This is a genomic window from Billgrantia sp. C5P2 (assembly GCF_051062895.2).
Window position 1 is genome coordinate 287,254 of the sequence record NZ_CM128542.1, and the last position, 23,999, is coordinate 311,252.

The 23,999-nt window shown below is 64.6% G+C and carries 19 protein-coding genes; 6 read left to right on the forward strand and 13 right to left on the reverse strand.

What is annotated here, in order from left to right:
• Positions 1–162: 162 nt before the first annotated feature.
• From ACRWQA_RS01330 to ACRWQA_RS01360, 7 genes are all read right to left on the reverse strand, one after another.
• On the reverse strand, positions 163–1,365 hold the full coding sequence (locus ACRWQA_RS01330; protein WP_434232261.1) for a hypothetical protein: 1,203 nt from the start codon (positions 1,363–1,365) through the stop codon (positions 163–165).
• Positions 1,366–1,574: 209 nt separating this feature from the next.
• The gene (locus ACRWQA_RS01335; protein ID WP_434232263.1) at positions 1,575–1,769 is read right to left on the reverse strand and encodes a hypothetical protein; all 195 of its coding nucleotides are present in this window, start codon (positions 1,767–1,769) and stop codon (positions 1,575–1,577) included.
• Positions 1,770–1,927: 158 nt separating this feature from the next.
• A complete protein-coding gene (locus ACRWQA_RS01340) occupies positions 1,928–2,905 on the reverse strand; it encodes a tetratricopeptide repeat protein (RefSeq protein ID WP_446326241.1) in 978 nt (325 codons plus the stop codon).
• A gap of 4 nt (positions 2,906–2,909) precedes the next feature.
• Positions 2,910–6,200 (reverse strand): hypothetical protein, encoded by a 3,291-nt coding sequence (locus tag ACRWQA_RS01345; protein WP_434232268.1) that lies wholly within the window; start codon positions 6,198–6,200, stop codon positions 2,910–2,912.
• The gene (locus ACRWQA_RS01350; RefSeq protein ID WP_434232271.1) at positions 6,197–7,024 is read right to left on the reverse strand and encodes a DUF4123 domain-containing protein; all 828 of its coding nucleotides are present in this window, start codon (positions 7,022–7,024) and stop codon (positions 6,197–6,199) included. The genes ACRWQA_RS01345 and ACRWQA_RS01350 overlap by 4 nt, the downstream gene beginning before the upstream one ends.
• Complete coding sequence (locus ACRWQA_RS01355; RefSeq protein ID WP_446326242.1) at positions 7,009–9,120, reverse strand: type VI secretion system Vgr family protein; 2,112 nt, start codon at positions 9,118–9,120, stop codon at positions 7,009–7,011. Before ACRWQA_RS01355 ends, ACRWQA_RS01350 begins: the two co-directional genes overlap by 16 nt.
• Before the next feature lie 243 nt (positions 9,121–9,363).
• Positions 9,364–9,882 (reverse strand): Hcp family type VI secretion system effector, encoded by a 519-nt coding sequence (locus ACRWQA_RS01360; protein WP_111414347.1) that lies wholly within the window; start codon positions 9,880–9,882, stop codon positions 9,364–9,366.
• A gap of 335 nt (positions 9,883–10,217) precedes the next feature.
• On the opposite strand from ACRWQA_RS01360, the gene dksA reads away from it, so the two are divergent.
• From dksA to ACRWQA_RS01375, 3 genes are all read left to right on the forward strand, one after another.
• On the forward strand, positions 10,218–10,646 hold the full coding sequence (gene dksA, locus ACRWQA_RS01365) for an RNA polymerase-binding protein DksA (protein WP_263582129.1): 429 nt from the start codon (positions 10,218–10,220) through the stop codon (positions 10,644–10,646).
• Positions 10,646–11,872, forward strand: coding sequence for a zinc metallochaperone GTPase ZigA (gene zigA, locus ACRWQA_RS01370; RefSeq protein WP_434229594.1), 1,227 nt, complete (start codon positions 10,646–10,648; stop codon positions 11,870–11,872). The genes dksA and zigA overlap by 1 nt, the downstream gene beginning before the upstream one ends.
• A gap of 185 nt (positions 11,873–12,057) precedes the next feature.
• Complete coding sequence (locus ACRWQA_RS01375) at positions 12,058–13,359, forward strand: D-alanyl-D-alanine carboxypeptidase (protein ID WP_263582131.1); 1,302 nt, start codon at positions 12,058–12,060, stop codon at positions 13,357–13,359.
• Between the two features lie 93 nt (positions 13,360–13,452).
• On the opposite strand, the gene ACRWQA_RS01380 is transcribed toward ACRWQA_RS01375, so the two are convergent.
• The 5 genes from ACRWQA_RS01380 to ACRWQA_RS01400 are packed head-to-tail and all read right to left on the reverse strand — an operon-like array spanning position 13,453 to position 18,907.
• Positions 13,453–14,889: an ABC transporter ATP-binding protein gene (locus tag ACRWQA_RS01380; RefSeq protein ID WP_434229592.1), complete on the reverse strand. Its 1,437-nt coding sequence runs from the start codon at positions 14,887–14,889 to the stop codon at positions 13,453–13,455.
• Positions 14,886–15,713, reverse strand: coding sequence for an ABC transporter permease (locus ACRWQA_RS01385; protein ID WP_263582133.1), 828 nt, complete (start codon positions 15,711–15,713; stop codon positions 14,886–14,888). The genes ACRWQA_RS01380 and ACRWQA_RS01385 overlap by 4 nt, the downstream gene beginning before the upstream one ends.
• Positions 15,710–16,693, reverse strand: a complete 984-nt coding sequence (locus tag ACRWQA_RS01390; protein WP_263582134.1) for an ABC transporter permease — start codon at positions 16,691–16,693, stop codon at positions 15,710–15,712. The genes ACRWQA_RS01385 and ACRWQA_RS01390 overlap by 4 nt, the downstream gene beginning before the upstream one ends.
• Positions 16,690–18,231 (reverse strand): ABC transporter substrate-binding protein, encoded by a 1,542-nt coding sequence (locus ACRWQA_RS01395; protein WP_434229590.1) that lies wholly within the window; start codon positions 18,229–18,231, stop codon positions 16,690–16,692. Before ACRWQA_RS01395 ends, ACRWQA_RS01390 begins: the two co-directional genes overlap by 4 nt.
• A gap of 55 nt (positions 18,232–18,286) precedes the next feature.
• Positions 18,287–18,907, reverse strand: coding sequence for a DUF1826 domain-containing protein (locus ACRWQA_RS01400; RefSeq protein WP_434229588.1), 621 nt, complete (start codon positions 18,905–18,907; stop codon positions 18,287–18,289).
• Positions 18,908–19,240: 333 nt separating this feature from the next.
• On the opposite strand from ACRWQA_RS01400, the gene ACRWQA_RS01405 reads away from it, so the two are divergent.
• From ACRWQA_RS01405 to ACRWQA_RS01415, 3 genes are read left to right on the forward strand one after another with little or no spacing between them, the layout of a single operon-like run.
• Positions 19,241–19,699 (forward strand): (2Fe-2S)-binding protein, encoded by a 459-nt coding sequence (locus tag ACRWQA_RS01405; protein ID WP_434229586.1) that lies wholly within the window; start codon positions 19,241–19,243, stop codon positions 19,697–19,699.
• Between the two features lie 11 nt (positions 19,700–19,710).
• Positions 19,711–21,966: a xanthine dehydrogenase family protein molybdopterin-binding subunit gene (locus ACRWQA_RS01410; protein WP_434229584.1), complete on the forward strand. Its 2,256-nt coding sequence runs from the start codon at positions 19,711–19,713 to the stop codon at positions 21,964–21,966.
• A 4-nt stretch (positions 21,967–21,970) separates the two neighbouring features.
• Entirely contained in the window at positions 21,971–22,954 is a 984-nt protein-coding gene (locus ACRWQA_RS01415; RefSeq protein WP_434229582.1) for an XdhC family protein, read from the forward strand.
• Between the two features lie 15 nt (positions 22,955–22,969).
• On the opposite strand, the gene ACRWQA_RS01420 is transcribed toward ACRWQA_RS01415, so the two are convergent.
• The gene (locus ACRWQA_RS01420) at positions 22,970–23,941 is read right to left on the reverse strand and encodes an AraC family transcriptional regulator (protein WP_434229581.1); all 972 of its coding nucleotides are present in this window, start codon (positions 23,939–23,941) and stop codon (positions 22,970–22,972) included.
• Positions 23,942–23,999 lie beyond the last annotated feature (58 nt).

Here is a 23,999-nt window from a genome sequence, read left to right on the forward strand (position 1 = left end):
CCGGCAAGCCGGACCTTTCCGGTTGCGCAGCGTCGGTCCTGTTCTGTCTCCTTGCTTGTTCCAACGCCGGGTCAGCGCTTGCCCAGGTGGCCGCCAGGGCAGGCGGCCAGCGGCTAGCTCGATAAAGCCGACAGGGAGGTAGGTTTGCCGTGCGGCCAAGGTTTACCGTGTGCCGTCGTTTTGCGATGAAGCGTCTTGCTGCGGCTCGCTGGGTGTGGCTTCGGGGCGCTTGACGAAACTATCCGACTTGCCGGGGAAGCGGCCGTAGGCGTTGACGTCCTTGGGCTCCGCCGTATAGCTATCGCCATAGCCCGGCACGGACTGAGCCATCAAGTCAGGGCGGCTACCCCAGGGGGCGGCATCCACTACCTTGCGGTGCTCTTCTCGCAGTTGCTTCAGTTCCTTCTCGCTGGCCTTGGCATACAGATCGCGCCAGTAGGTTGCCGGGCGGCCGCGCTGGCCGGCCTCATCGAAGGCCTTAGTGGTAGGGTCGAGATGCCGGAAGGGCTCCAGGCAGGGAATATCCGGCAAGGGCTGGCTGACATCCATATAGCGGCATAGCATATCCCACAGCGCATAACGCTCGGCGATGCTGCCACCGGTGACGAAGCTGAACTCGAGCAGGTGCTTGACGCCCGGGTTCGGGTGTTTACTGTGCTGCGGGTAGCGGTGGCGCACCTTGAGAGTGTGGTACTGGCTGCCCTTCATGTCGGCGCTCATCTCAATAACGGCATCGAACTCGTAGAAGGGAAATTCGCCACGAAAGGTCTTGACCATACCTGTGCGCCTGCAGAAGGCGATATCATCCGACCAGTTCCGGTTGCTTTTATAGAAGCGGATATTGTACTTACCATGAAAATGTCTAAAAATCGTTGCCAAGCCACAAAAAGCAAACACCACAAGCGGTACGGCAAGAGCATCGAAGGGAAATGTCTCGCTAGGATCGAACAACTCAGCTCCGAGAAGAAAAAGCAATAAGAATAAGGCTATCGCAGAAAAAAAATACCCCCCCCCCCCGCCAATAAAGCTAAAGCCATAGGAGCAGATTACAAAAATAGAGCGAAAAAAACGATACAGTAGGCTAATATCCTCGTCGACGAATTGCGACCAACGCATTTCATTGATCATCGTGTAATCATGGTAGTCTTCTTCCATATATTGGTAGTTAAAAAACCATGCCTCGTCGACCTCGTATTCGGTGGGATTGATCCCAATATAGTGGCCCCAAGGCAGCCGGGCTACGTCGAAGGCACTGCCCAGCTTGCCGAAAAAGCTCTTATCCGGTGGCGGAGCCTGATGCGGAATGGCGTCGGCGCGAAACGCGGTCTCGGCATAGTAGGATGCTGCCTCTTCCTGCTGACTCATGCTAAGGCTCCTTGTTTCACATTCCATACCCAAGTCAGCATCGACGGTTGAGATTTGAAGGAAACGTTGTCTTCCACTCGTCGGTAGCCTCTCTCGATTGGATCCCAGTATTCGGCATTGCCGGAGCCTTCCAGGTCCCCCAGGCTGACACGGACCAGGTGCCCGCCCTGGTGATATTCACGCTGAAAATCCGGCTCGTGGCGGAAACGTCATTCTGCTCGGCGGCTTGCAGATACTAATTCATAAATTTGGGAACAACCACGATTCAGCAGGCGAGTGGCTTCGCCAAGGTAGTACATGGCCTCTACGTCACCGGCTTCGGCAGCCGGCTCCAGGTAGGGCAGCATCTCGATCCAGTCATAAATGTCCCATAGCCGCATCCCTTCATCCTTGGCGGCCTGCACCTCGGGCTCCAGGGCCCAGGCGCCTATCGGCTGTGCCAGCAGAGCGCTGGCCAACAGTCTTGCCATACGCCTAAGCATGACGGATCAGTAGCCAAAGCGTGGCGGAAAATTCGCAGAGCGAAGGTGAGCAAGCGTAGCATAGGCGTCAGCATGCTTGATCAATAGCCAAAGCGTGCCGGGAAGTTTGAGAGTTGTAGTTCTTTTTCTCGCCAGCTTTCTACTAGAGACTTCGCCTCCTCATGTTGCTCTATAGCTAGCGAGTTCTCATTTTCTTTCATAAATGAATCGAGAAGAGAATTGTTCGTTTTTTCCGCCAAGATGCTCAGCATGGCCCAGCCTTTAACGGGATCCCCTTCTGGTGGACATCTCTCTTCTATTTCAGGATCAAAGTAACACCACCCAACACTTAAGAATCGATCCGCATGACCAGCCTCTGCCGCTTTTAGCAACCAATCCCAAGAAGACGAGTAATTATTCTGTTCATTTAGCACCCTGGCTAGCCCACTCATCCCAGGCACATGTCCTTGCTCCGCTGCTTTGCGGAACCATGACTCGGCGGCACTGAGCCGGCGGCCATTGGTCAGGTACCAGCCGCGCCCATCGAGGATTTGGTTGCCCAGAATGGTTTGGGCCTCGGGCTGGCCCGCCTCGGCAGCCCGCTCGAGCCAGTCGCCGGCCCGGCGCGGCTGGTCGAACATTCGATAGATATCGAACATTGCCAGCATGGCAGCGGGATCACCAGCCTCCGCCTGGGGCTGGGTCACGTCCAGGGCGGCATGATGCCAATCCTCATGCCCATCGGGGCAATGGTCACCGGCGGTGCAGGCACCACCCTGAAACAGGCGCAGCATGGCATGCACATCACCCTGCTCCGCAGCCTGCAGATACCACGCCATAGCCCTTTGGGACAGACCGCGATCCAGCAAGCGAGTGGCTTCGCCAAGGTAGTACATTGCCTCCACGTCCCCGGCTTCGGCAGCCAGTTCCAGGTAGGGCTGCATCTCGATCCACTCGGAAATGCCCCATAGCCTCATCCCCTCGTCCTTGGCGGCTTGCACCTCGGGCTCCAGAGCCCAGAGAGCACTGGGAAAGCTTAAAACCGCCATCAGTAGGCTGGCTTTCACTGTCTGGTGCATGAGTTCAACTGTCCGCATTTGCATAAACGACATAAGTCCCTCTGGGCGATGTACGTAGCTGGCAGGAATTGTCGACCTCTGAACCTAACCGGTTAGCCACTAATAGATACTGCTCACGTGCAAGTCGTGCTGCACCTGAATCGGTTAGTGAGCGTGCCATAAACTGATCCAGCCGATAGCGATTCTGGCAGTAAGCCACACCCCAGCTACGCGTCTCGTCGTAGGTACCGTCAAGAGACATCCGCGCCACCGCGCGCTCGAATAGTTGTTGGGCCTTGGCGAGGTCGTAGTGGCCGCTGGTGGTATATCCCACCTCAAGCCAGTCCAGGCATTTGGCGATGGCGATTTGCTGGAGGTCGGTGCCCTGGCCCCGGTCTAAGCGCACGCCATCGATGGTATAGCCGCGCCAGCCGGGTGGGAATGCTAGGGTATTGAGTAGCGGCCCTAGGGCTTCCGGAGACAAATGTTGTATCCACGCGCGCATTTCATCATCCCGGGGGTCATTGACGATGGCATGGGCAACCATCCCCGCCCGCTCGCTCTGAGTCATCAGGTCGTAGAGGCGCTGGATGCCGTCCAGGCCCCGGGCGGCGAGCAGGCTGACGTCGAGCAGGGTGGTGGCGGCCAAGTAGGCCAGCCGGCTCATGCCCTCGAAGGCATCGCGATCGACCCAGTCGACGAAGCCATAGTCGTTGTCGCGCAGCGCCTGGCTGAGCATCATGAGCCACAAATTCAGTTGCTTGAGGTCCAGTTCCATGGCGATCTGCCCGCCCACACCCTTGCCTGCCACGACCTTGCCCTTGAAGTAGGCGACGAACTTGCCCTGGTGAATGCCCAGGCGCAGGCCGAGCTCGCCGCCGATACCACCGGCCGCTTCCAGGCCCAGCACGGCATGCCCGAGGGTGCGCCACGCGTTGAGTTCGGCCTGCTGACTGCTCAGGGTGAGCCAGTCGCGATCGGCCAATTGGGGCAGTTGTTGGGTGATGTCGGCAGGTGGCTCCCAGCGCATGCTGCAGCGTGTATTGACACCTACTGTGGCGCCGGCAAAGGCCTTCAGGGTGGCCCCTTCGGCCTCGCGCTGAGCCCACTCGAGACCGGTGAGCTTGAGCCCATCGTGATCGAAACCCAGCCCGGCCTCGGCGGTCAGCGCTAAGGAGGCGCCGGCAAACCCCTTGGCAACCGCTGATACCTGCAGTGAGTAACGGCCAAGATTACGTATCTCATTCTGGCGCTGCGTCAGAACCGCTTCAAACGGTAGAGCATCGCTTTCGCTGGGCAACTGCAGCGTACCCAAGCTGATCTCACCGCGAGCCAGGCTGTACGTGCCTTTCAGTTCCAACTGGTACTTGGCGCCAGCTTCAAAGCTCGTGCCGTTATCTCCCTCCGTAGCCTGCCAGGGGCCGCGTCGAGGGCCGCCAAGGTTGCTCTCGTTCGTCGCTTCCCGACGGTGCTTCACTTCCTGCGTTACCGATCCGCCTGCCTCGGTCTCTTGCTCCCATTCGAAGAATGCCAGAGAGGCTTCGCGTTCGACGAGGGTGACCGGCTCGTCGAGGTGAGTACCCAGCGCCTCGTTCAAGGCGGCGTGGGGCATGCCCACCAAGCGTAGCATTTGGGCCTGGGCGCTGGCATCGAACAGGCGCAGGCGCTCCCGGCTGGGGCCGGTGAATAGGATGCGCTGTAGTGTCTCCGCCCAAGCGCTCTTGGCGCTCTCTTGCTGGAGAGACTGCACCTCATACCCTTGAGCATCGAGATAGTCGAAGAATGCGTCGGGAATGAAGAGACCCAGGTGCTCCTCGAACCAGTCGGTGCGCCGTTCGATGCGTTCGCAGCCGCGTCGCGCCAGCCAATTGGAGAGGGCGGTTTCGTTGGCCTCCCACATTGTGGCGGGCAGCACGCCATCCTGTTCGAGGTCGCGCAGCAGCGCTCGGTGGTCCGCTTCACGTACGTCGCGCAGCAGGTGGCGAAGACTGACATGGCTCAACGCCTGCTCGGCACGGGGCGAACTGAACTCGCGCAGCGGAAAGTCCTTGCGGACCAATACGTCGATCGTTTGGCGACGATAGCCCAGGGCATGGCGCTGGTCGTTGATGTCCGCCTGCCAGAACAGCACCCGCTGGGGGCGCATACTTGCCACCTGCGTCTCGGCCAGTTGATAGAGCACATCCAACTGCGCTACCAGCCGGTTGAAGGCCTCGCGCTCTTCCTGGAAGAGGTGAATGGGGAGTGTCGAGCGACGTGCAGTGGCCGTCGCCCACTGGTTGAGCTTGGCCTCTACAGCTTCGAACAGCGTCGAGGCCTGCTGTAGCACACGGTTGTAATGGTCGAACGCCTCGACACCTCGCTCCAGTCCCGCGGGGGATCCGCTCAGCGGTGCACTGGCCAGGGCCCACTCCGGTGTGGCGACGCCCAGGGTGGCGAGGGCGAGAATGCTGTCGCAATAGGCTCGAAGGTCAGCATCGAGCCGTTCAGCTTCGCGACTAACGAAATCGCCAATGACGGCACAGCGTGAGGAGTCTTTGGGCGACATCGATTCACAGTCGGCAAGGAAAGCCTGGTACTCCACCAGGGCCTGTCGTACCGGCAGCAAGGCGCCCGGCTGGTCGACGGAAACATGCTTCTGGATGATGGCGGCCCGGCACTGTCGATAGGTTTCCAGAGCCCGCTCGATCTCCGCCTCCCAAGGGCCGTAGTAGCTATTACCTTCGATCACGTACTCCTCTGCCTTGGCGCGCTCAATGCCCTGGCGATACAATCCGTGGAGTTCTTCTAGCAGGCGGGTTTCCTCGGCATTCCAGACCCGATTCCAGAGACGAGGGGCACCGACAATAAGGGGAGAAACCCAGAACCATGGGTCTTCACTCAGCGGAGTATGATTGCTGACACGTTGAGCCGGATCCGCTTCTTCGTCGCCTCGTTCTCGCATCAGTTCGGCTAGTCGCTTCAGTTTTTCCTTAGCCTGCTCTCGCTCGGCCTCATCTAAGAAATTTTCCGGCCGCGCCGGCAGGAAGCACTCCAACAGCCCGGCGTCCGTATTGAGATGCTCTAGACGCTGGACGGGGTCTTCCACTTTCACCCAGCCGGCAAGCTCCTCGGCGGCATCATGCAGGGCCTTGGCCACCTCCTCGGTGAGCAGCCAGAACGTGCCGGTACCGGTGAGATAAAGAATGTCGGCCCAAGGGGCTGCTTCGCAGGCCATCGGCGTGGGGGCTTCTTGGCCCCCTTCGTAAGGAGGCAACTGGAACTGGGGCAGAAACAACGGAGAATCCAGACTTCCGGGCCGTGAGTTCGAGGTCATGAATGGCGCTCCAGTTCGCTGATTTTCTGCGCTTCGGTGAGGCTCGTATCTAACAGAATGGGTTGTGCGTTATGCCAGGTGGCATCGTCGGCATGGCGAATCAGCGGCAGTAGTCGCTGCCTACCCCGCCAGCTGGAGATGCCGCCTTCGGCGAGCCGCCCAAGCCGCACCAGCCACTCCGGCGGCAGTGCCTGCAGCGGCGTATCGGTTGCCCGGCTCAGCCACCAGGCGCGTGGACTCTCCTTGAGGGCCTGTTCCAGTTCGTGGGACAGGGAGAGTGCCTCGGCGTCGCCAGTGGCTTCGGCAGGCTGCCACGCCTGCCAGTGTGGCAGCGGCGTGGGCGTGACGACCTTCCCCAGGGGCCCGATGAGCTGGGCGTAGGCGGTGGCGCTGCCGGCGGCGAGCATGGCCGTCCAGGCGGTGGGGTCCTGCACGTTGACCAGTGACTGGCCGCCGTGGGGATCGTCGAGCACGAACAGCTGGCGGAGGTGATCGGACAGGCCATCCAGCCGGGCGTCCTGCGCCGGTTGAAAGGCCCAGCCGATACGCTGCTCTTGGCACAGCGCGGTGGCGGCCTGCCAGGCCTGGCTGCCCATTCTGAGTTCGATCAGCCAGGGGCTTGCTTCCAACAAAGGTGCCAAGGGCGTGCCGGCGAACAGGGTCAGGTAATCGTGCCAGCCGGGCTGGCCGACGAGCGCGGCGCAGCGTTCTGGGGCACGGCGCTGATCAAGTACCAGGTAAGCGGGACGATGGGCGGCGAAGCCGCTTGCCAGGGTGTCGACTCGCTGGCTGCGCTCGCCGATACGGGTCAGCCAGCCAGGCATGGGCAATCCCCCCGGCTGCAGGTGGTCTCGCTGAGCTTGCCGCACAGCGGCATCAGCGTCGCTTCGGAGAGCTGGTAGTCCTTGAGCTTGGGCAGGGAGGTGGGCTCTATCGCTTCATGCACCTCCGGCACTGCCCGGCCCGGCAGCAGCGGCGCTTCCACCGCCTGGCCGGAACCGGAGCCGGGGCTGCCGCCGGCGTTGACTTTCACCGTGGGCCCGACCAGGGTCACGCCGCCGCCGTCGAGCTTGAGGAAGCTGCCGCCGGCGTTCAGCGTCATTTCGCTGCCGGCTTCGAGCACCACCTTGTGGCCGGCCTTGATGTGCAGTTCGCGGCCGCATTCGCTGAGCCAGGCCTGACCGGCCTTGACGTGCAGCGTGCCTTGAACCGTGAGGTGCTGGTTGCCGTCGGTCTGCTCATGGCGGTTGCCGCGCACGGTGTGGTGCTCGTCGGCGTCGATCTCGCCGATGCGGTCGTGATGCACGGTGAGGAAGCTGTCGTTGCCGATCTCTTCGGTGCGGTCGTTGTTGGTGAGCAGTTCCAGGTCCTTCTGGGCGTGCAACCAGATCTGCTCTTCGCCGGCCTGGTCTTCAAAGCGAAGTTCGTTGAACCCTTCGCCCTGGTGGCTCTGGGTGCGGATGACGGTACGCGTCTTGTGCGCCGGCAGCGCGTAGGGCGGCGTGTTGACGGCATGGTAGGTGCGCCCGGTGATCAGCGGCTGATCGGGGTCGCCCTCCAGGTAGCTGACGACCACCTCATGGCCGATCCGCGGAATGGCGATGCTGCCGTAGCCGCCGCCGGCCCAGCCTTGGGACACCCGTACCCAGGCACTGGCGGTTTCATTGGGTTCGGCGTAGCGGTCCCAGGGGAATTGCACCTTGACCCGGCCATGCTCGTCGCAATAGATCTCCTCGCCCTCGGGGCCGACGACGAAGGCGATCTGCGGGCCGTCGACGCAGGGCTTGGCGTTGGGCTTGGGGCGCCAGGCGCGGTCGGCGGGGGTCAGCACCAGGGTGTTGTCGAACTTGGTCATCTGCCCTAGCCCTGCCGCATCACCTTGAGTGAAGCCGTCCTCCTCCAGCGCCTGGGGCTGGCTGCCGTGATGGGTGACCTCCACCACCTGCCAGTCGCGGTTGAGCTCACTGAGGTCGTGGTCAGTGAGGGTGAAGCGGCTGCCCGGGGCAAGCTCGGGCAGGTCGCTTTCGGCACGGCAGGTCAGGGCGTCGTTGCGCAGGTGCTCGAGGCGAATGCGGGTGAAGGCCTCGCCGGAGGCGTCGGCCTTGTAGCGGCCGGGGTAGTCGTAGTGCTCATAGTCGTCTCTCTGACCATGGGCCTCGAGCTCATCTCCCGCATGCTCATGCAGTTGGGCGTAGGCCGGGTTCTTGAACGAGTAGTCCTTGAGCGTGACCGAGGCCGGGGCGACCCGGGCGAGCTGTTCGAGCTTGCGCACATGGCGCTGGGGCGGGGTGCCGCCGGCCCGGCCGTGGTAGCTGCGCTCGCCCAGGTGGGCCAGCGCCTGGGGCGCGTCGGCGAACACCAGGCGGTGGGCGGCGCTGGGGGTGTCGCCGTCGGTCTCGAAGAACTCGTGGAAGTAGAACAGTCCCTCCTCGGCGGCCAGGCGCTGGAGGAAGGCGAGGTCCGTTTCGCGGTACTGCGTGAGGTACTCCCTTTCCTGCGGTTCCCGGGTGGCGGCGAAGGCCACGTCGGTGAGGCTGCGCTCGTCGCACAGGGTGTTGATGACCGTGAGCGGCGAGACCTGCTGGAAGATGCGCGAGTTCTGGCGCAGGCCGAGGCGCCACAGCGCCGGGCGGGCGACCAGCGAGTACATCGTGCGGCGGTGGCCGCGGTCGCCGCGGCCGAACTCGCTGACGATGGCGTTGACCCGGCGCAGCACCTCGCCGTCCTGCCAGATCGTCAGGGTCACCGGGCGATCGAGCAGCGCGCTGGCGGAGAGGCTGCCGTCGCGGCTGGCGAAGCGCACCGTAAGGGTGAAGGGCGCCGAGAGCGCTTCTTCCAGGGAGAAGTCGACCACCGCCAGGTCGGCCGAGTCAGCCCCGGCAAGTTCGAGGGTGAATTGGAGTCCGGTTTCAGCGGCCATGCTTCCCTCCTGGAAGACGAATATGCGGTGAGCCACCGCCACGGCGAAAGGTGCCGCGAGGGTAGGTTACGTGCCGTATCCGACAAGACAAGAGCGAAACGGCACGAAAGGGCAATGGCTGACAGCAATTGTCAGCGATGTCTTACACGCCGCGACGCCAGCGCTCGAAGGGAACGCTGGCGTCGCGGTGCGAACCGTCGCCCCCGCCCGGCGAGCCGAGTAGCGGGAGCGAGGACGAAGCGATCAGGCTTCGGACGGGGCGCGCCAGTCGTCGGAACCGGAGGTGCCGGCGACGGTGTGTTCCCAGTCGATCTTGCGGTAGGCCAGGGAGACGTCCATCAGCTGAGTGAACTCGGCCTTGGTGGCGTCCTGGGCATGGGGCATGCGCAGGTTGATGTCGACGATGGTGGCGTCGGTCAGGGTGGTGGTGAAGAAGTGCTCCTGCTTGCCCTCGACGGAGGTGCGGTACCACTTCAGCTCGACGTTGGGCAGCATTTCACCGGACGCCAGGGCGTTGTACATCAGCGGCACGGCCTTGTTCAGGGCCACGGTGAAGACGAACGGCTTGTGGGCGCGCTGGCCGGAAGGCTGGCCGGACTGCGGGTCGGTCGGCACGGTCACGACGTGCTTGAACTCCTGAACCAGCATCTCGTCTTCGTGGCCTTCCACGTAGATGTTGCCGACGGAATCCGGAGTGAAGGCACCCGCGGTGATGTTGCCCTGGGTCTGGCCTTCGATGCTGATATAGCAGGGAGTTGGCATGGTCTGCTCCTTGACGATGTGAATGAATGTCCCGATGGACAGTCCAGTAAGAGCAGGAAACGTGCCTGGAGCTAAAAGTCATAATAAATTCAAATGCTTGTGTTTTTCTTGGCCTCAAGAGTTAATTAGAATTAGGCAAGGTATTGCCCAGGGCGGGCAAGATCTTGCCCGCTGGGCAAGAAGTTGCCTGATTGTAAGGGGGCTTGGAGCTCGGCCAGCTTGGGCATGCTCTTGACGGAAGCGATGCCTCGGCTTTGAAAGAGTTGCTTCGAGGCTTGAATGTTATGTTATAACGTATGTTTTTCAGGAGCCCGTTTCTAGGAGAGAAAGCGCCCATGCAGGCCGACCCCGAGGCGCAGCGTCTGCTGGCCATGCCCGAAGAGACATACATGAACGACGAGCAGTTGGCCTTCTTCCAGGCTCGCCTGCTGGCGGAGCAAGCCGAAGTGGAGGCGCACCTCGCAGAAGTGCGCCAGGCCATTGCCGACAACGAGCACAGTGGCGACGAGCTTGATCGTGCCGCGGTAGAAGAGGAGCTGCGGCTGTTGCTGCGCCAGGCCGATCGCGAGACGCGCCTGCTGCGCAAGATTCGCCAGGCGCTGCGGCGCATCGAAGAAGGCGACTACGGCTACTGCGCCGAAACCGGCCAGCCCATTGGGTTGGCACGGCTGATGCTGCGGCCCACCGCTGAGCTGTGCCTGGAGGCCAAGGAGCGCCAGGAGAAGCGCGAACACCATTACAGCAAGCTACGAGGAGACCAGTGATGCCCCACAATGCCTTGCCCGTTACCGTTCTGTCCGGCTTTCTCGGGGCCGGCAAGACCACCCTGCTCAACCATATCCTGGCCAACCGAGAGGGTCGTCGCGTGGCGGTGATCGTCAACGACATGAGCGAGGTGAACATCGATGCCGCCCTGGTGCGGGGTGGTCCGGGCAGCCAGGAGGGCGAGGTGGCCCTCAACCGGGCAGAGGAGCGCCTGGTGGAGATGAGCAACGGCTGCATCTGCTGCACCCTGCGCGAGGATCTGCTGGTAGAAGTGAGCCGGCTGGCACAGGAAGGGCGCTTCGACTACCTGGTGATCGAATCCACCGGCATCTCCGAGCCGCTGCCGGTAGCGGAAACCTTCACCTTCGAGGACGAGGAGGGGAAGAGCCTTTCCAGCGTCGCCCGGCTGGATACCCTGGTCACGGTGGTCGATGGCGCCAACTTCCTCGAGCAGTACCACGAGGCGAAATCACTGGCGGAAGCGGGCGAGAGCCTCGGTGAGGAGGACCTGCGCAACGTGGCCGACCTGCTGGTCGACCAGATCGAGTTCTGCAACGTGTTATTGATCAGCAAGACCGATTTGATCGACGAGGCGCAGCTGGCCGAGGTGAAGGCTGTGCTGCGCGCGCTCAATCCCGCTGCCGAGCTGATCCCCATGGCCAATGGCCAGGTGCCGCTCGACGCGGTGCTCGACACCGGTCGCTTCAGCTTCGAGCAAGCTCAGCTTTCCCCGGGCTGGCTCAAGGAATTGCGTGGCGAACACGTTCCCGAGACCGAGGAGTACGGTATTTCGAATTTCGTCTACCGGGCCCGGCGCCCCTTTCACCCGCAGAAATTCCACGAGCTGTTGCACGGAAACTGGTTTGGCGGCAAGCTGCTGCGCTCGAAGGGGTTCTTCTGGCTGGCAACGCGACCGGAGTTCGCCGGGCAGTGGAGCCAGGCGGGCGGCATCGCGCATTATGGCTTCGCCGGCATGTTCTGGAAGGCCGTGCCCGAGTCGCGCTGGCCCAAGGATCCGGAGAGTCGCGGCTATATCATGGAACAGTGGGAAGAACCGTTTGGCGACATGCGCCAGGAGCTTGTTTTCATCGGGCAGAACCTCGACGAGGCAAAGATACGCCAAGCGTTGGATGCCTGTTTGATCGGCGATGCCGAACTGGCGGATGGTCCCCAGGCCTGGGTCTCGCTGCCCGATCCCTTCCCGGTCTGGGAGTCGCCTGGCTGAGCGAGGGAGACTCGTTGCCGTTATTCCAGTTGATTAATAAACGAAAGCTTGATGGAAGCAGCCGGTATATCGGTAAAAAAACTCGCTATTCCGGCTGTAAACCGCTCCGTTAGCGGCCATACTGGATTCAGGTCCGCTTTAGAATCGGGCCACAGGGAATTACAAGGGAACCAGAGGTCTTCGTCATGCACACCTACAACCGACATTACCTCGGTGTGGCCATCTTTCTTTTATTCTGCATTCAGCTGTTGTCGATCGGTACGGCGCAGGCCAACCCCCGTTATGCGGCCATCGTCATCGATGTCGAGAGCGGCGACGTGTTGCACGCTGCCAATGCGGACGCCACCCGATATCCTGCTTCACTGACCAAGATGATGACCCTCTACATGCTGTTCGAGGCACTCGAGAACGGCAGCATGCACATGAGTCAGTCATTGCCGGTATCGTCCCATGCCGCTTCCATGCCTGCTTCCAAGCTGTGGCTTTCGGCGGGCAGCAGCATCACGGTGGAAGAGGCCATCAAGGCCCTGGTGGTGCGCTCCGCCAACGACGTTGCCGTGGTGGTGGCCGAGGCGCTGGGCAGCACGGAGTCCGGCTTCGCGCGCATGATGACCCAGCGCGCCAGTGAACTGGGCATGCCCAATACCGTGTTCCGCAACGCATCGGGACTGCCGGACAACGCCCAGGTTACCACGGCGCGAGACATGGCCACCCTGTCAATTCGCTTGATGCAGGATTACCCGCAGTACTACCACTACTTTTCGACGCAGAGCTTCACCTATCGCGGTACCACCCATACCAGCCACAACCGACTGGTGCGCAACTATCCCGGTGCCGATGGCCTCAAGACCGGCTTCATCCGGGCCTCGGGTTTCAACGTGGCGACCTCGGCGATCCGCGACAACCGCCGTATCGTCTCGGTGGTAATGGGCGGCTTCACTGCCGCTTCGCGCGATACCCACATGAGCGACCTGCTCGACCGCGGCTTTGCTCGGCTTTCCATGCTGCAGCGTGGCGACTGGATCGCCCGGGCCGACGTGTTGGGCGACCGCATGGAGCTGCCGGAGAGCCCGCCGGCCTCGTCGCAACAGCTGGCGTCAGCGCCGCAGGCGACCTCCATGCCTGAGGTATCCGACACAGAGCGCCGCCTTTCCTTCCAGTCCGAGATGGACATCGAGATGGGTTCCGCCGACGACCCGATTCGCGCCTTGATTGCCCAGGCCGATGCGCCACGCGCTTCCAGCGGCAACTGGGCGGTACAGGTTGGTGCCTTCAACGACGCCGATCAGGCGCGACACTTGGCGACGCGCGCCGCCGATCAGTTGGCCAGCCTGTTGAACGACGTGCGCGTGTCGGTGGCGGAATCGGGCGGCGAACGGCGTGTCTTCCGCGCCCGCCTGGTCGACCTGCAGGAGAACGACGCCCACTCCGCCTGCAACAGCCTGCGTGCCCAGGGCATGGATTGCATGGTCGTTGCCCATTACTGAGCTATTTTTGGTCAGCTTGTTTTGACAGCTGCAAGAACGACGCCCCGCATATGCGGGGCGTCGTTCGTTTGGGCTTGCTTGCATGACGGCGTTTCAGGCCATGGCAGGATCCAGCACCCGTTCTGCCATGCTGGCAGTGACTCCAAGTGAGATCCGCTTGTCGCAGATCCGCTCGATCAGCGCCGGGTCGTGGCTCACCAGCATCACCCCACAGCGCCGCTCACGGGCCAGCTCCACCAGCAGCTCGAGCGTCTGTCGCTGGGTGATGGGGTCGAGTCGTGAGGTGGGCTCGTCGGCGAACAGGAAGCACGGCTCGAGCAGCAGCACGCGCAGGATGGCGAAGCGCTGCAGCTCGCCGCCCGAGATCTCGCCGGGGCGCCGCCCCAGCAGATTCTCGTCGAGCCCCAGGCGCGCCATCAGCGGCGGGATGGCGGCGCGATCCAGGCGATGGCGGCGCACCAGGTCATCGAGCAGGCGGGAGAGTCGCCAATGCGGTGAGAAAGCCGCCGGCGGGTCCTGGTAGAGCTTCTGAAAGCCCAGCGGGTGTCCTTGGGCACGGTGAATCTCGCCACTATCGGTGCGCGTCACGCCCAGCAGCATGTCGCCCAGGGTGCTCTTGCCACAGCCGGAGGGGCCGACCACGCCGACGATCTCGCCGGGGCTGACCGAGAGCGAAAGGTCGCGGAACAGCTCGCGCCCGCCACGGCGCTTGGCCAGGCCGCTGGCGCTTACCACCGCCGCCTGGCGCTCGCCCAGCGGCTGTGGTCGCGGCCAGCGACTGGGTTCGGCGGCCAGCAGTCGTTGGCCGTACTCACTCTGCGGGTCAGTGAGCACTTGCTGGGCCGGGCCGCGCTCGACCACCTGGCCCTGGCGCAGGATGACCACCTCGCCACCCAACCGGCGGGCCACGTCGATATCGTGGGTAATGGTGAGCAGGGCGCCGGCGGCTTCGGGGGTGCGCGCCAGCAGTTCGACCACCGCGTCCCGGCGCGGCGCATCGAGCCCCTTGGTGGGCTCATCGGCGATCACGATGGGAGCGCCGCCGGCACTGGCGGCGGCAAAGGCCACGCGCTGAGCCATGCCGCCGGAGAGTTCGCCGGGCAGCTTGCTGCCCGCGTCAACCAGGCCCAGCTCGGCCAGGTCGGCCCAGGCGGCCTGATGCGCGGCGCGGCGGTCACGCCCGGCCACGTGGCGGTGGCTCTCGGCGACCTGCGAAACGGCACGCATGGTCGGGTCCAGTGCATGCCAGGGCTCCTGGGGCAGCAGCGCCAGGCGATGGCCCCACAATACGCGACGCGACGTGTTGTCGGCGGCGTCGAACTCCTCGCCATCGATGACGAGCTGGCCCTGGGCAACAAGCCCGCGCGGCAGCGTGCCCATGATGGCCTGGGCGATCAGGCTCTTGCCCGAGCCGGTTTCGCCGAGCAGGGTCAGGCGGCCGCCGGGCACGAGCGAACAGGAGAAGGGCGCGATCGTGACGCCCTCGCCCCGGATCGTCAGGCCCTCAGCTTGAAGTAAGTAGGTACTCATCGTGGATCCCTTCCGGCCAGCAGGTTCAGGCTCAACACCAGCACGAACAGCACGACGATCGGCTGGGCCATGGCCCAGGGCGCCTCGTGATAGTAGGGCAGCAACTCGATCATCATCAGTCCCAGCTCGGCGGTGGGCGGGCGCAGACCGACGCTGACGAAGCCCAGCGCGGCCATGGCGAGTATCGCACTGGCGGCGCCGAAGGCGGCCAGTGTCAGCACCTGCGGGGCGAGCTCCGGCCACAGGTGGCGACGGAACAGGTAGAGTGGGCCGAAGCCGAGCAGGCGGCTCGCCTCGAGCTGGGGGGTGGCGACCAGTATTCGCGTGCGGGCCCTGACCACGCGAAAGTACTCGATCCACAGTACCAGCGAGATGCCGACGTAAAGCGCCCAGAAGTTGCCCGGGGCAATGGCGACCAGCAGCAGCACCAGCAGCAGGCCGGGCAGGGCCAGGCAGGCATCGGCCAGGCTGCCCAGCACGCGATCGAGCCAGCCGCCGCGCCAGCCGGCGATCACGCCGAGGATCACGCCCGGCACGGCGGCACTGGCCACGCTGAGTAGCGCCATGCCGAAAGAGAGTTGTACGGCGGACGCCAGCCGGGCCAGCAGGCTGCGGCCCAGGTGGTCGGTGCCGAGCGGCTCGGCAAGCGACGGCAGCTGCAGGATGCGGGTGAGCTGCTGGCGCGCGGGGTCGGCATCGAAGAGCCAGGGCACCAGCCAGGCGAAGGCGAGCAGCAGGACGAGCAGCGTGGCGCCGAGCCGCTGGCGGCCGTTGAGTGCAGGCAGCGTCCAGCGCCGAGCGGGAGACAGGGTAAGCGTGTTCATGCGCTGCGCCTCCTGGGGTCGAGCCAGTGGCAGAGCAGGTCCACCACGGTATTGAGGGCGACGAACATCAGCCCCATGACCAGGGCGGTGCCCTGGATCATCGGCACGTCGCGGGCGACGATGGCGTGTACCAGGGCATGGCCGATGCCGGGCCAGGCGAACAGGGTTTCGACCACCACCACGCCCTCGATCAGGTAGACGAACTGCACGCCGAGGTAGGCAACCACCGGCACCGCGGCGTTGCGCAGGCCGTGGCGCAGGAAACTGAGGCGCTCGTTCAACCCCTTGGTGCGCGAGAAGGCGTAGTAGGCCGACTGCGACACGTCTGCCATGGCGTTGCGCGCTACCCGGCTGGAGATGGCGGCCAGCGCCAGCGCCAGGGTCAGCGCCGGGAGTACGCCATGCGCGCTGCGGCCATGGCCGGCGGCGGGTAGCCAGCCGAGCGACACCGAGAAGATCAGGATCAGTAGCAGGCCCACGGCGAAGGGCGGCAGGGCGCGCAGAACGCTGGCCGCCACTTCGCTCACGCGGTCAAGCACGCCATTGGGCTTGAGCCCGGCGATCAGCCCCAGCGGTGGACCCAGCAGCAGCGAGAGCAGCACGGCCATCGCCGCCAGGCCCAGGGAGTGGCCGAGCTGATGCCACAGCTCGGCCATCACCGGCTCGCCGCTGACCAGCGAGCGGCCCAGGTCGAACTGCACCAGGTCCCACAGCCAGCCGAAGTAGGCGCTCAGCGCCGGCTGGTCCAGCGCCAGCTCGGCGCGCACTGCCTCGGCGGCATTGGTATTGACCATGTCGTGACCGTAACGCCCGGCGGCGATGCGGTAGGCCATGTCGCCGGGCAGCGAGCGGGTCAGCACGAAGGTCAGGGTGCCGACCATCCAGGCCACCAGCCCGGCCTGGAACAGGCGTTGCAGCAGCAGGCCGCCGAGGCCTGCCGTCCAGTGCGGGGTCGTCCGTGAGGCCAGTGCTACGCTCATTCGCTCCACCTCAGCTCGTCGATGCGGTAGCTGCGCTCCAGCGGGTCGATGGAGAAGCCTTCCAGCTCGGCATTGACCGCGGCGGTCTGCTGGTACCAGGCCACGGGCACGACCGGCATGGCTTCGTTCAGGCGGCGTGCCACCTGGCCCGCCAGCTCGGTACGGGCCTCGGGATCGGCTTCCTGGCGCAGGGTGTCGAGCCAGCCGGCCAGGTCGGCGTCATGCCAGCCCATGGCGCCCCAGTCGCCGCCCATGGACTCGGGGTCGGTGCCGAAGTCGTCGAGCAAGGTGCCGAGCGGGTCGGGCACCAGGCCGTAGTTGCGTGCCATCAGCCCTAGCTCCAGGCTGCCGTCGCGGTGGCCGGAGGGGATCTCGCTGGCGTTGCCCACGGCAACCTCCAGCGCCACGCCGATCTCACGCCACTGATCCTGCAGGGCGGTGGCCACCAGCGGCAGCTCGGGGCGGTCGGAGAAGGTACGCAGGGTCAGCTCGAAAGGCTCGCCGTCGCGTTCCAGCACGCCGCTGCCGTTGGCTTCCCAACCCATCTCGGCGAGCAGCTCGCGGGCCCGCTCCACGTCCTGCGCCTCATCGGCTTCGAGGCCGAGGTGCCAGGGGCCGAGGCTGGCCGGGAACAGCTCGGGCGCGGCGGCTTCGGGATCACGCAGCAGGCCGGCGGCAATGCCTTCACGGTCGATGGCCAGGCTTAGTGCCTGGCGAGCGCGAGCATCTTCAAGCAAGGGATGTTCGGCATTGACCTTGAACACGATGGTGCGCGGTAGCGGTTCGGCATGCATTGCCAGGCGGTCATTGCGCGCCAGCCGCGCGCGGCTCGCCGGATCGAGGGTGAAGACCACGTCGGCATCCCCGCTCTCGGCCATCAGCGCGCGGGTCTCGCCCCGGCCCACCGCCAGGTAGCTGGCGCTGTCGATGGAGGGGGCTTCGCCCCAGTAGTCGTCGAAGCGCTCCACACCGAGCCGCTGCGGCGGCGCCACGCTCTCTACCCGGTAGGGGCCGGTACCGATCACCTGGGTGACTCGCCCTTCGTCGTCGAAGGCACCCGGGGCGAGGATCAGGGTGGTGGAGTGGGCCAGCAGGGCCGGCAGCGGCGCGAAGGGGCTTTCGAGCTGGATTACCACCTCGTTGCCCTCGGCCTCGATGCCGGCGATGGGCGCCGAATCGAGAATGCCCGGCTTGGCCTGGGCATGCTGCAGGCTCGTGGCTGCGGCCTCCGCCGTCAGCGGGCTGCCGTCGTGGAAGCTGACGTCTTCGCGCAGGGCGAAGCGCCAGGTCAGGCCATCTTCGCTGGGTTGCCAGGATGCCGCCAGCCCCGGTGCGGGCTGACCGTCGGCATCGGTGTCGACCAGTGTCTCGGCGACCCGCATGCGGGCGTAGACATAGCCCGAGGTCGACGGGTCGGCGCCGGTGATCTCCCAGGGAGCAACCACCGAGAGCGGCCGATCGGCGGCGGCTGACAGGGGCAGCAGGGCAAGGCCAAGCAGCAGGGAACGATGGGGCAGGGATCGAGAGGGCAGTAGCATTGCAGGATCTTCCTTGCAAAGTTTGATGAAACGGTCAATGGGCGGGGCAGTCGTTTCAGCCCGGGTCCAGCGCCAGCAGCAGGCGGCGCTCACCCGGTGCGGGCTGGGGGCTGCGGTGTATCAGTCCACGCTCTTCGTTGCCGACCCAGCCACAGCCCTTCAGCAGGGCCAGGTCGCCCACGCCGAGCTGCTGGATGGCGCCAGGGGCGGCAACGATATCGGGCTTGTCCGGATGCGGGGCGCCAAGCCCGGCTCGGTTGGCGGCATGTTCGGGTAGCCACTCGCTGGCCGGGCCGGCGTAGGTACTCACGAGACGCACCGGCAGGTTGTCGACGTGGAAGCGCGGGCACATGGCGCCTTCCAGCGTGCGCAGGCGAATGCCGATGGTCTCGGTCGAGAAGAGATAAGCCATGGCTTCGGCGATGGTGCCGATGTCTTCTATCAGCGCTTCACCTGCCTCGGGAGCGGGCAGTCGGCGCGCCAGGTCCTCCTGCATTGCCTGGCCGGGGGCGCCGCGCCAGTGCCACTCGAGGCCGCGCTGGCAGCCGAGCTGTGCCTGGATGGCCAGGGTCAGGGCCGAGTCGAGCCGGCGCTCCATCACCGCCAGGGTAATCTCGTCGTCGAAGATGCGAGGCAGCACCTCGATGTTCTGGCCGAACGCCCAGTGGGCTGGCATTGGCACGCCAAACGGCGTAGTCACCCGAGAGCGGGGAGTCGAGATAGCGGGCATGACGGTAACCTTGATGAGGCAGCATGGCTTAAAAAAGAGACTATATAACATAACGCATGCAGGGCTTGGCAAATCATCTATCCCATGTGCCGAGAAGTGGCGGCTAGGCTCGGCTCCGGTGCGACAGGATCAGGCAATGATTCGCCATTAATGGGCTAATCCGTATGGAAGCGGCCTTTCTATACTCAGGCGTAGCCTCGAGTATCGAGGCGGCAGAGGTGAGGTGGCGCATCGCCACCCAGCATCGTTGCCTATAACCAAGAAAGTATGAGGAATCCCATGGCGACCCTGACCATCAATGGTGAATCCAATCAGCTCGACGTACCCGATGACATGCCGCTGCTCTGGGCGTTGCGGGATGTCGTGAACCTGACCGGGACCAAGTACGGTTGCGGCATGTCCCTGTGCGGCGCCTGTACCGTGCATCTCGACGGAGAAGCGATTCGCTCGTGCGTCACGCCCGTTTCCGCTGCCGCCGGCAAGGAGGTGACGACCATCGAGGCGATCGGTGAAGACCGCATCGGCAAGGTCGTGCAGGAGGCATGGCGCCAGCACGACGTGGTGCAGTGCGGATATTGCCAATCGGGCCAGATCATGTCGGCCGTGGCCCTGCTACGTGACAATGCCGACCCCAGCGACGACGACATCGATTCCGCCATGAGCGGCAATATCTGTCGATGTGCCACCTACGTCCGCATTCGTGCCGCGATCCATGACGCCGCCGAGCACCTGGCCTAAGGAGTGTTGTGATGGGAATTCTCAAGCATGTGCCAGCGCCCGAGCAGACAGCCGGGGGTGTCGTCAACGTCAGCAGGCGTCGTTTCCTGCAGGGTTCTGCCGGCCTGGTGTTGGGACTTTACCTGTCGCCGCTGGTCCTGAACGGTAGCCGGGCCGAGGCGCAAGAAGGTACGGAAGACGATTTCGAGCCCAATGCCTTCGTGCGGATTGCCGCTGACGGCACCGTCGTTGTCCTGGCCAAGCATCTGGAGATGGGGCAGGGCACCTATACCGGACTCGCCACCCTCGTGGCGGAGGAGCTGGATGCGGACTGGAGCCGCGTGAGAGTGGAAGGCGCCCCCGCGGATACCGAGCGCTACAAGAACCTGGCCTTCGGCCTGCAGGGCACCGGCGGCAGCACGGCCATTGCCAACTCCTACGAGCAGATGCGTACGGCCGGCGCCACGGCCCGCGCCATGCTGGTGGCGGCCGCCGCCGAACGCTGGGGCGTCTCCGCTGAGGAGATCAGCGTTACCAAGGGCGTGGTGCGGCATGACGCATCAGGACGCGAGGCGGGCTTCGGTGAGCTTGCCGAGGCCGCTGCCGAGCTGCCGGTACCGCAGGAGGTGACGCTCAAGGATCCCGAGGATTTCACCTTGATCGGGTCGTTGAACACGCCGCGCACGGACAGTGCCGGCAAGACTGATGGCAGCGCCGTCTTTACCCAGGACTTCACCCGACCCGGCATGCTGGTGGCCGTGGCGGCCCACCCGCGTCGCTTCGGTGCCCGTGTCTCTAGCTTCGACGACACCAAGGCCAGGGAGGTACCCGGCGTCGTCGCTGTGGTGCAGTTCGCCGGCGGCCCACATCGCTTCGAGGGCGTGGCGGTGCTGGCGGAAAACACCTGGGCGGCGAGCCGGGGGCGCGATGCGCTGGAGATCGAGTGGGACGATAGCCAGGCCTTTTCGTTGGGCAGCGACGAGATCATGGCGCGCTACCGCGAACTGGCCGGACAGGAAGGGGCAATGGCGGCCCAACACGGAGACGTGGCGGCGGCGCTGGCCGAACCGGCAACCCTGATCGAGGCCGACTACGAGTTTCCCTACCTCGCCCATGCCGCCATGGAGCCGATGAACTGCCTGGTCGAGCTGGGCGACGAACGCTGCGACATCTGGAACGGCGAGCAGTGGCAGTCGATGGACCAGCAATTGGTGGCGGAGCTGCTGGGCATCGCCCCGGAGAACGTCAGCCTGACGCAACTGTATGCCGGGGGCAGCTTCGGCCGGCGTGCCAACCCGCACTCGGATTTCGTGCTGGAGGCGGTCTCGATCGCCAAGGCGGCGCGGGATCAGGGCGTCGAGGCGCCCGTCAAGATGGTCTGGATGCGTGAAGACGATACCCGCGGCGGCTACTACCGGCCGATGAACTTCCACCGCGGACGCCTGGCCCTCGATGCCGACGGCCAGCTGATTGCCTGGCACCAACGGTTGGTCGGCCAGTCGATCATGATGGGGACCCCCATGGAGGCTTTCATGGTGGAGAACGGGGTCGACGCGACCTCGGTCGAAGGTGTGGCGAACCTGGCCTACGACGTGCCCAACCTGCAGGTCGAGCTGCATACGCCGGCGGATATCGGCGTGCCAATCCAGTGGTGGCGCTCGGTGGGGCATACGCATACCGCATTCTCGACCGAATGCCTGATCGATGAAGCGGCGGTGGCCGCCGAGCAGGATCCGGTGGCGTTCCGTCGCGCACTGCTGAGCGAGCATCCTCGCCACCGTGGCGTACTGGATCTGGCGGCGGAGAAGGCCGGCTGGGACCAGCCGCTCGAGCCCGGTAGCGATGGACAGCGGCGCGGCCGAGGGGTCGCCGTGCACGAGTCCTTCAGTTCCTTCGTCGCGCAGGTCGCCGAGGTCACGGTCGAGGAAGACGGCAGCTATCGCGTCGACCGGGTCGTGTGCGCGGTGGATTGCGGGGTCGCCGTCAATCCGGACGTGATCGCAGCGCAAATGGAGGGCGGGATCGGCTTCGCTCTGGCGGCCGCGCTACATGGCGAGATCACCCTGGAAGAGGGGGTCGTGCAGCAATCCAACTTCAACGACTATGAAGTCTTGCGCATCAACGAGATGCCGGCGGTAGAAGTGCACATCGTGCCGTCGACCGAAGCCCCCACCGGGGTTGGCGAACCGGGCGTGCCGCCGCTTGCCCCGGCCGTCGCCAATGCGCTCTTCGATGCGTGCGGCGAGCGGTTGCGCAAGATGCCGTTCGCCCGACGGCTCTCGGTCTAGCCCCATGCAGCATCTCGATCTCGAAGTAATTGAGAGCGGCATCCGCTGGAGCCGGATGGGCGAAACCCTGTGGCTGTGCACGGTACTGGCGACCTATGGTTCGTCTCCCCGTGCGCCGGGGTCGCTGCTGGTGGCGTGCCGGGACGGGCGTCATGCCGGCTCGCTCTCGGGAGGCTGTGTCGAGGAGGACTTCCTGTCGCGGCTTGGGGCCGGCGATTTCCAGGCGCCCCTGCAGGTGGTCCGTTACGGCGAGTCGTCGGACGATCAGCAGCGCCTGAAGTTGCCCTGCGGCGGCATCCTCGAGGTGCTGATCGAGCGCTTGCCGGCGACGTCGGGCACGTGGCAGCACCTGGCCGCGCTGCAGGAGGCGTTGCACGGCCAGCAGCGGTTGATTCGCGAGGTCGACCTGACCACGGGCGAGGTCGACCTGCAGACCGAGGCCCCGCCGGGCGGCAGTCGCGACCAGGAGCGGCCGCGTGTCGAGCGCCAGGGCGAGCGCGTGCGAATCCGTATCGGCCCGTCGCTGAGGCTGGTCATCGCGGGAGTGTCGCCGGTCTCGGTCGCGTGCGCCGAGTTCGCTCGTACCCTGGGCTTCGAGGTCGTGGTCTGCGACCCTCGCGAGGAGGAGATCGAAACCTTCTCCGTCGCGGGTGTCGAGCGACGCCCGGTGCTGCCGTCGATGTATCTCGCTGGCGAAGGCTGCCACGCCTCGACGGCCGTGGTGGCGCTGACCCACGATCCGCGTATCGATGACCTGGCCATGATCGAAGCGGTGCGCACGCCGGCCTTCTATATCGGCGCGATGGGCTCGCGCCAGACCTCCGCGGCACGCGCCGAACGCCTGCTGCGCTCGGGTGGGCTCAGCAGCGAGGAGATCGCGCGCATCCATATGCCGATCGGCCTCGATATCGGCAGCAAGACGCCCGCCGAGATCGCCCTGTCGGTCATGGCCGATATCGTACGTGTCTATCACGGCAAGCCGCGGTAGCGGCTCTGAGCACGACTACACTGGGCTGGCCAGAAGATTGCCCATGGTCGCCTCTCGTTGCTGGGCAATTTCCTGGTTGGGCGGCGCACCGAACAGGCGACGATATTCGCGGCTGAATTGAGACGGACTGTTGTAGCCGACCCGATGGCTGGCCGTCGACGCGTTCAGCCCCTCGCTCAGCATCAGCCGGCGCGCCTCGTGCAGGCGCAGTTGCTTCTGGAACTGCAGCGGCGACATCGACGTCAGGTCCTTGAAGCGATGATGGAGCGTGGACGGGCTCATATGCACCGCTGCGGCCAGGTCCTCGATGCGCAGCGGCTCGGCATAGTGCAACTTCAGCAGTTGAATCACCTCGATGATGGATCTGCCCTGCCCATTGATGCCGGCGAGATCGCGCAAGCGATGTCCCAGTTCGCCGCACAGTACCCGGTAATGGATCTCGCGCAGTATCAGCGGTGCCAGCGCGGGAATGTCGTGAGGCGTATCCAGTAGCCGCACCAGGCGCAGCACCGCATCGGTCATCGAATCGGACATGCGCGCGACGAACAGGCCGCCGCGCTCGTCGCTGTCGTCTATCGGCTCGCCCGGATCGTACTCCAGAAGCAGCTCGCCGAGCATGGCGAGATCGATGTCGAGCCGCGCGCACAGGTAGGGCGCCTGCGGGCTGGCCTCGATGATCTGGCCGGTGACCGGCAGGGCGAGGGATACGACAAGATAGTGGAGCGGGTCGTAAATGAACGGCTGGCTGGCCAGCTCCATGCGCTTGCGGCCCTGTATCGCCACGAACAGGCTGGGTTCGGTGACGCACGGCATGGGAGCCGTCGTCTCGCTGACGCGAATCAGCGTCAGCGGCGCGATGGCGGAGCGGAAGAAGCCATCCTCGGGCGCCAGGCGTAGCGCCCTGCGAGTCAATTCCGACTGATACAAGTGTTCGGACGGGCCGCTCTCCAGACTAGTCTCAAGGGCGTGAACTGAATGATCCGTCATGGTCATGTTCCCTTTCGGCACAGTTTGTACCTTACTCCTTCCATTTGACCATGTGCCA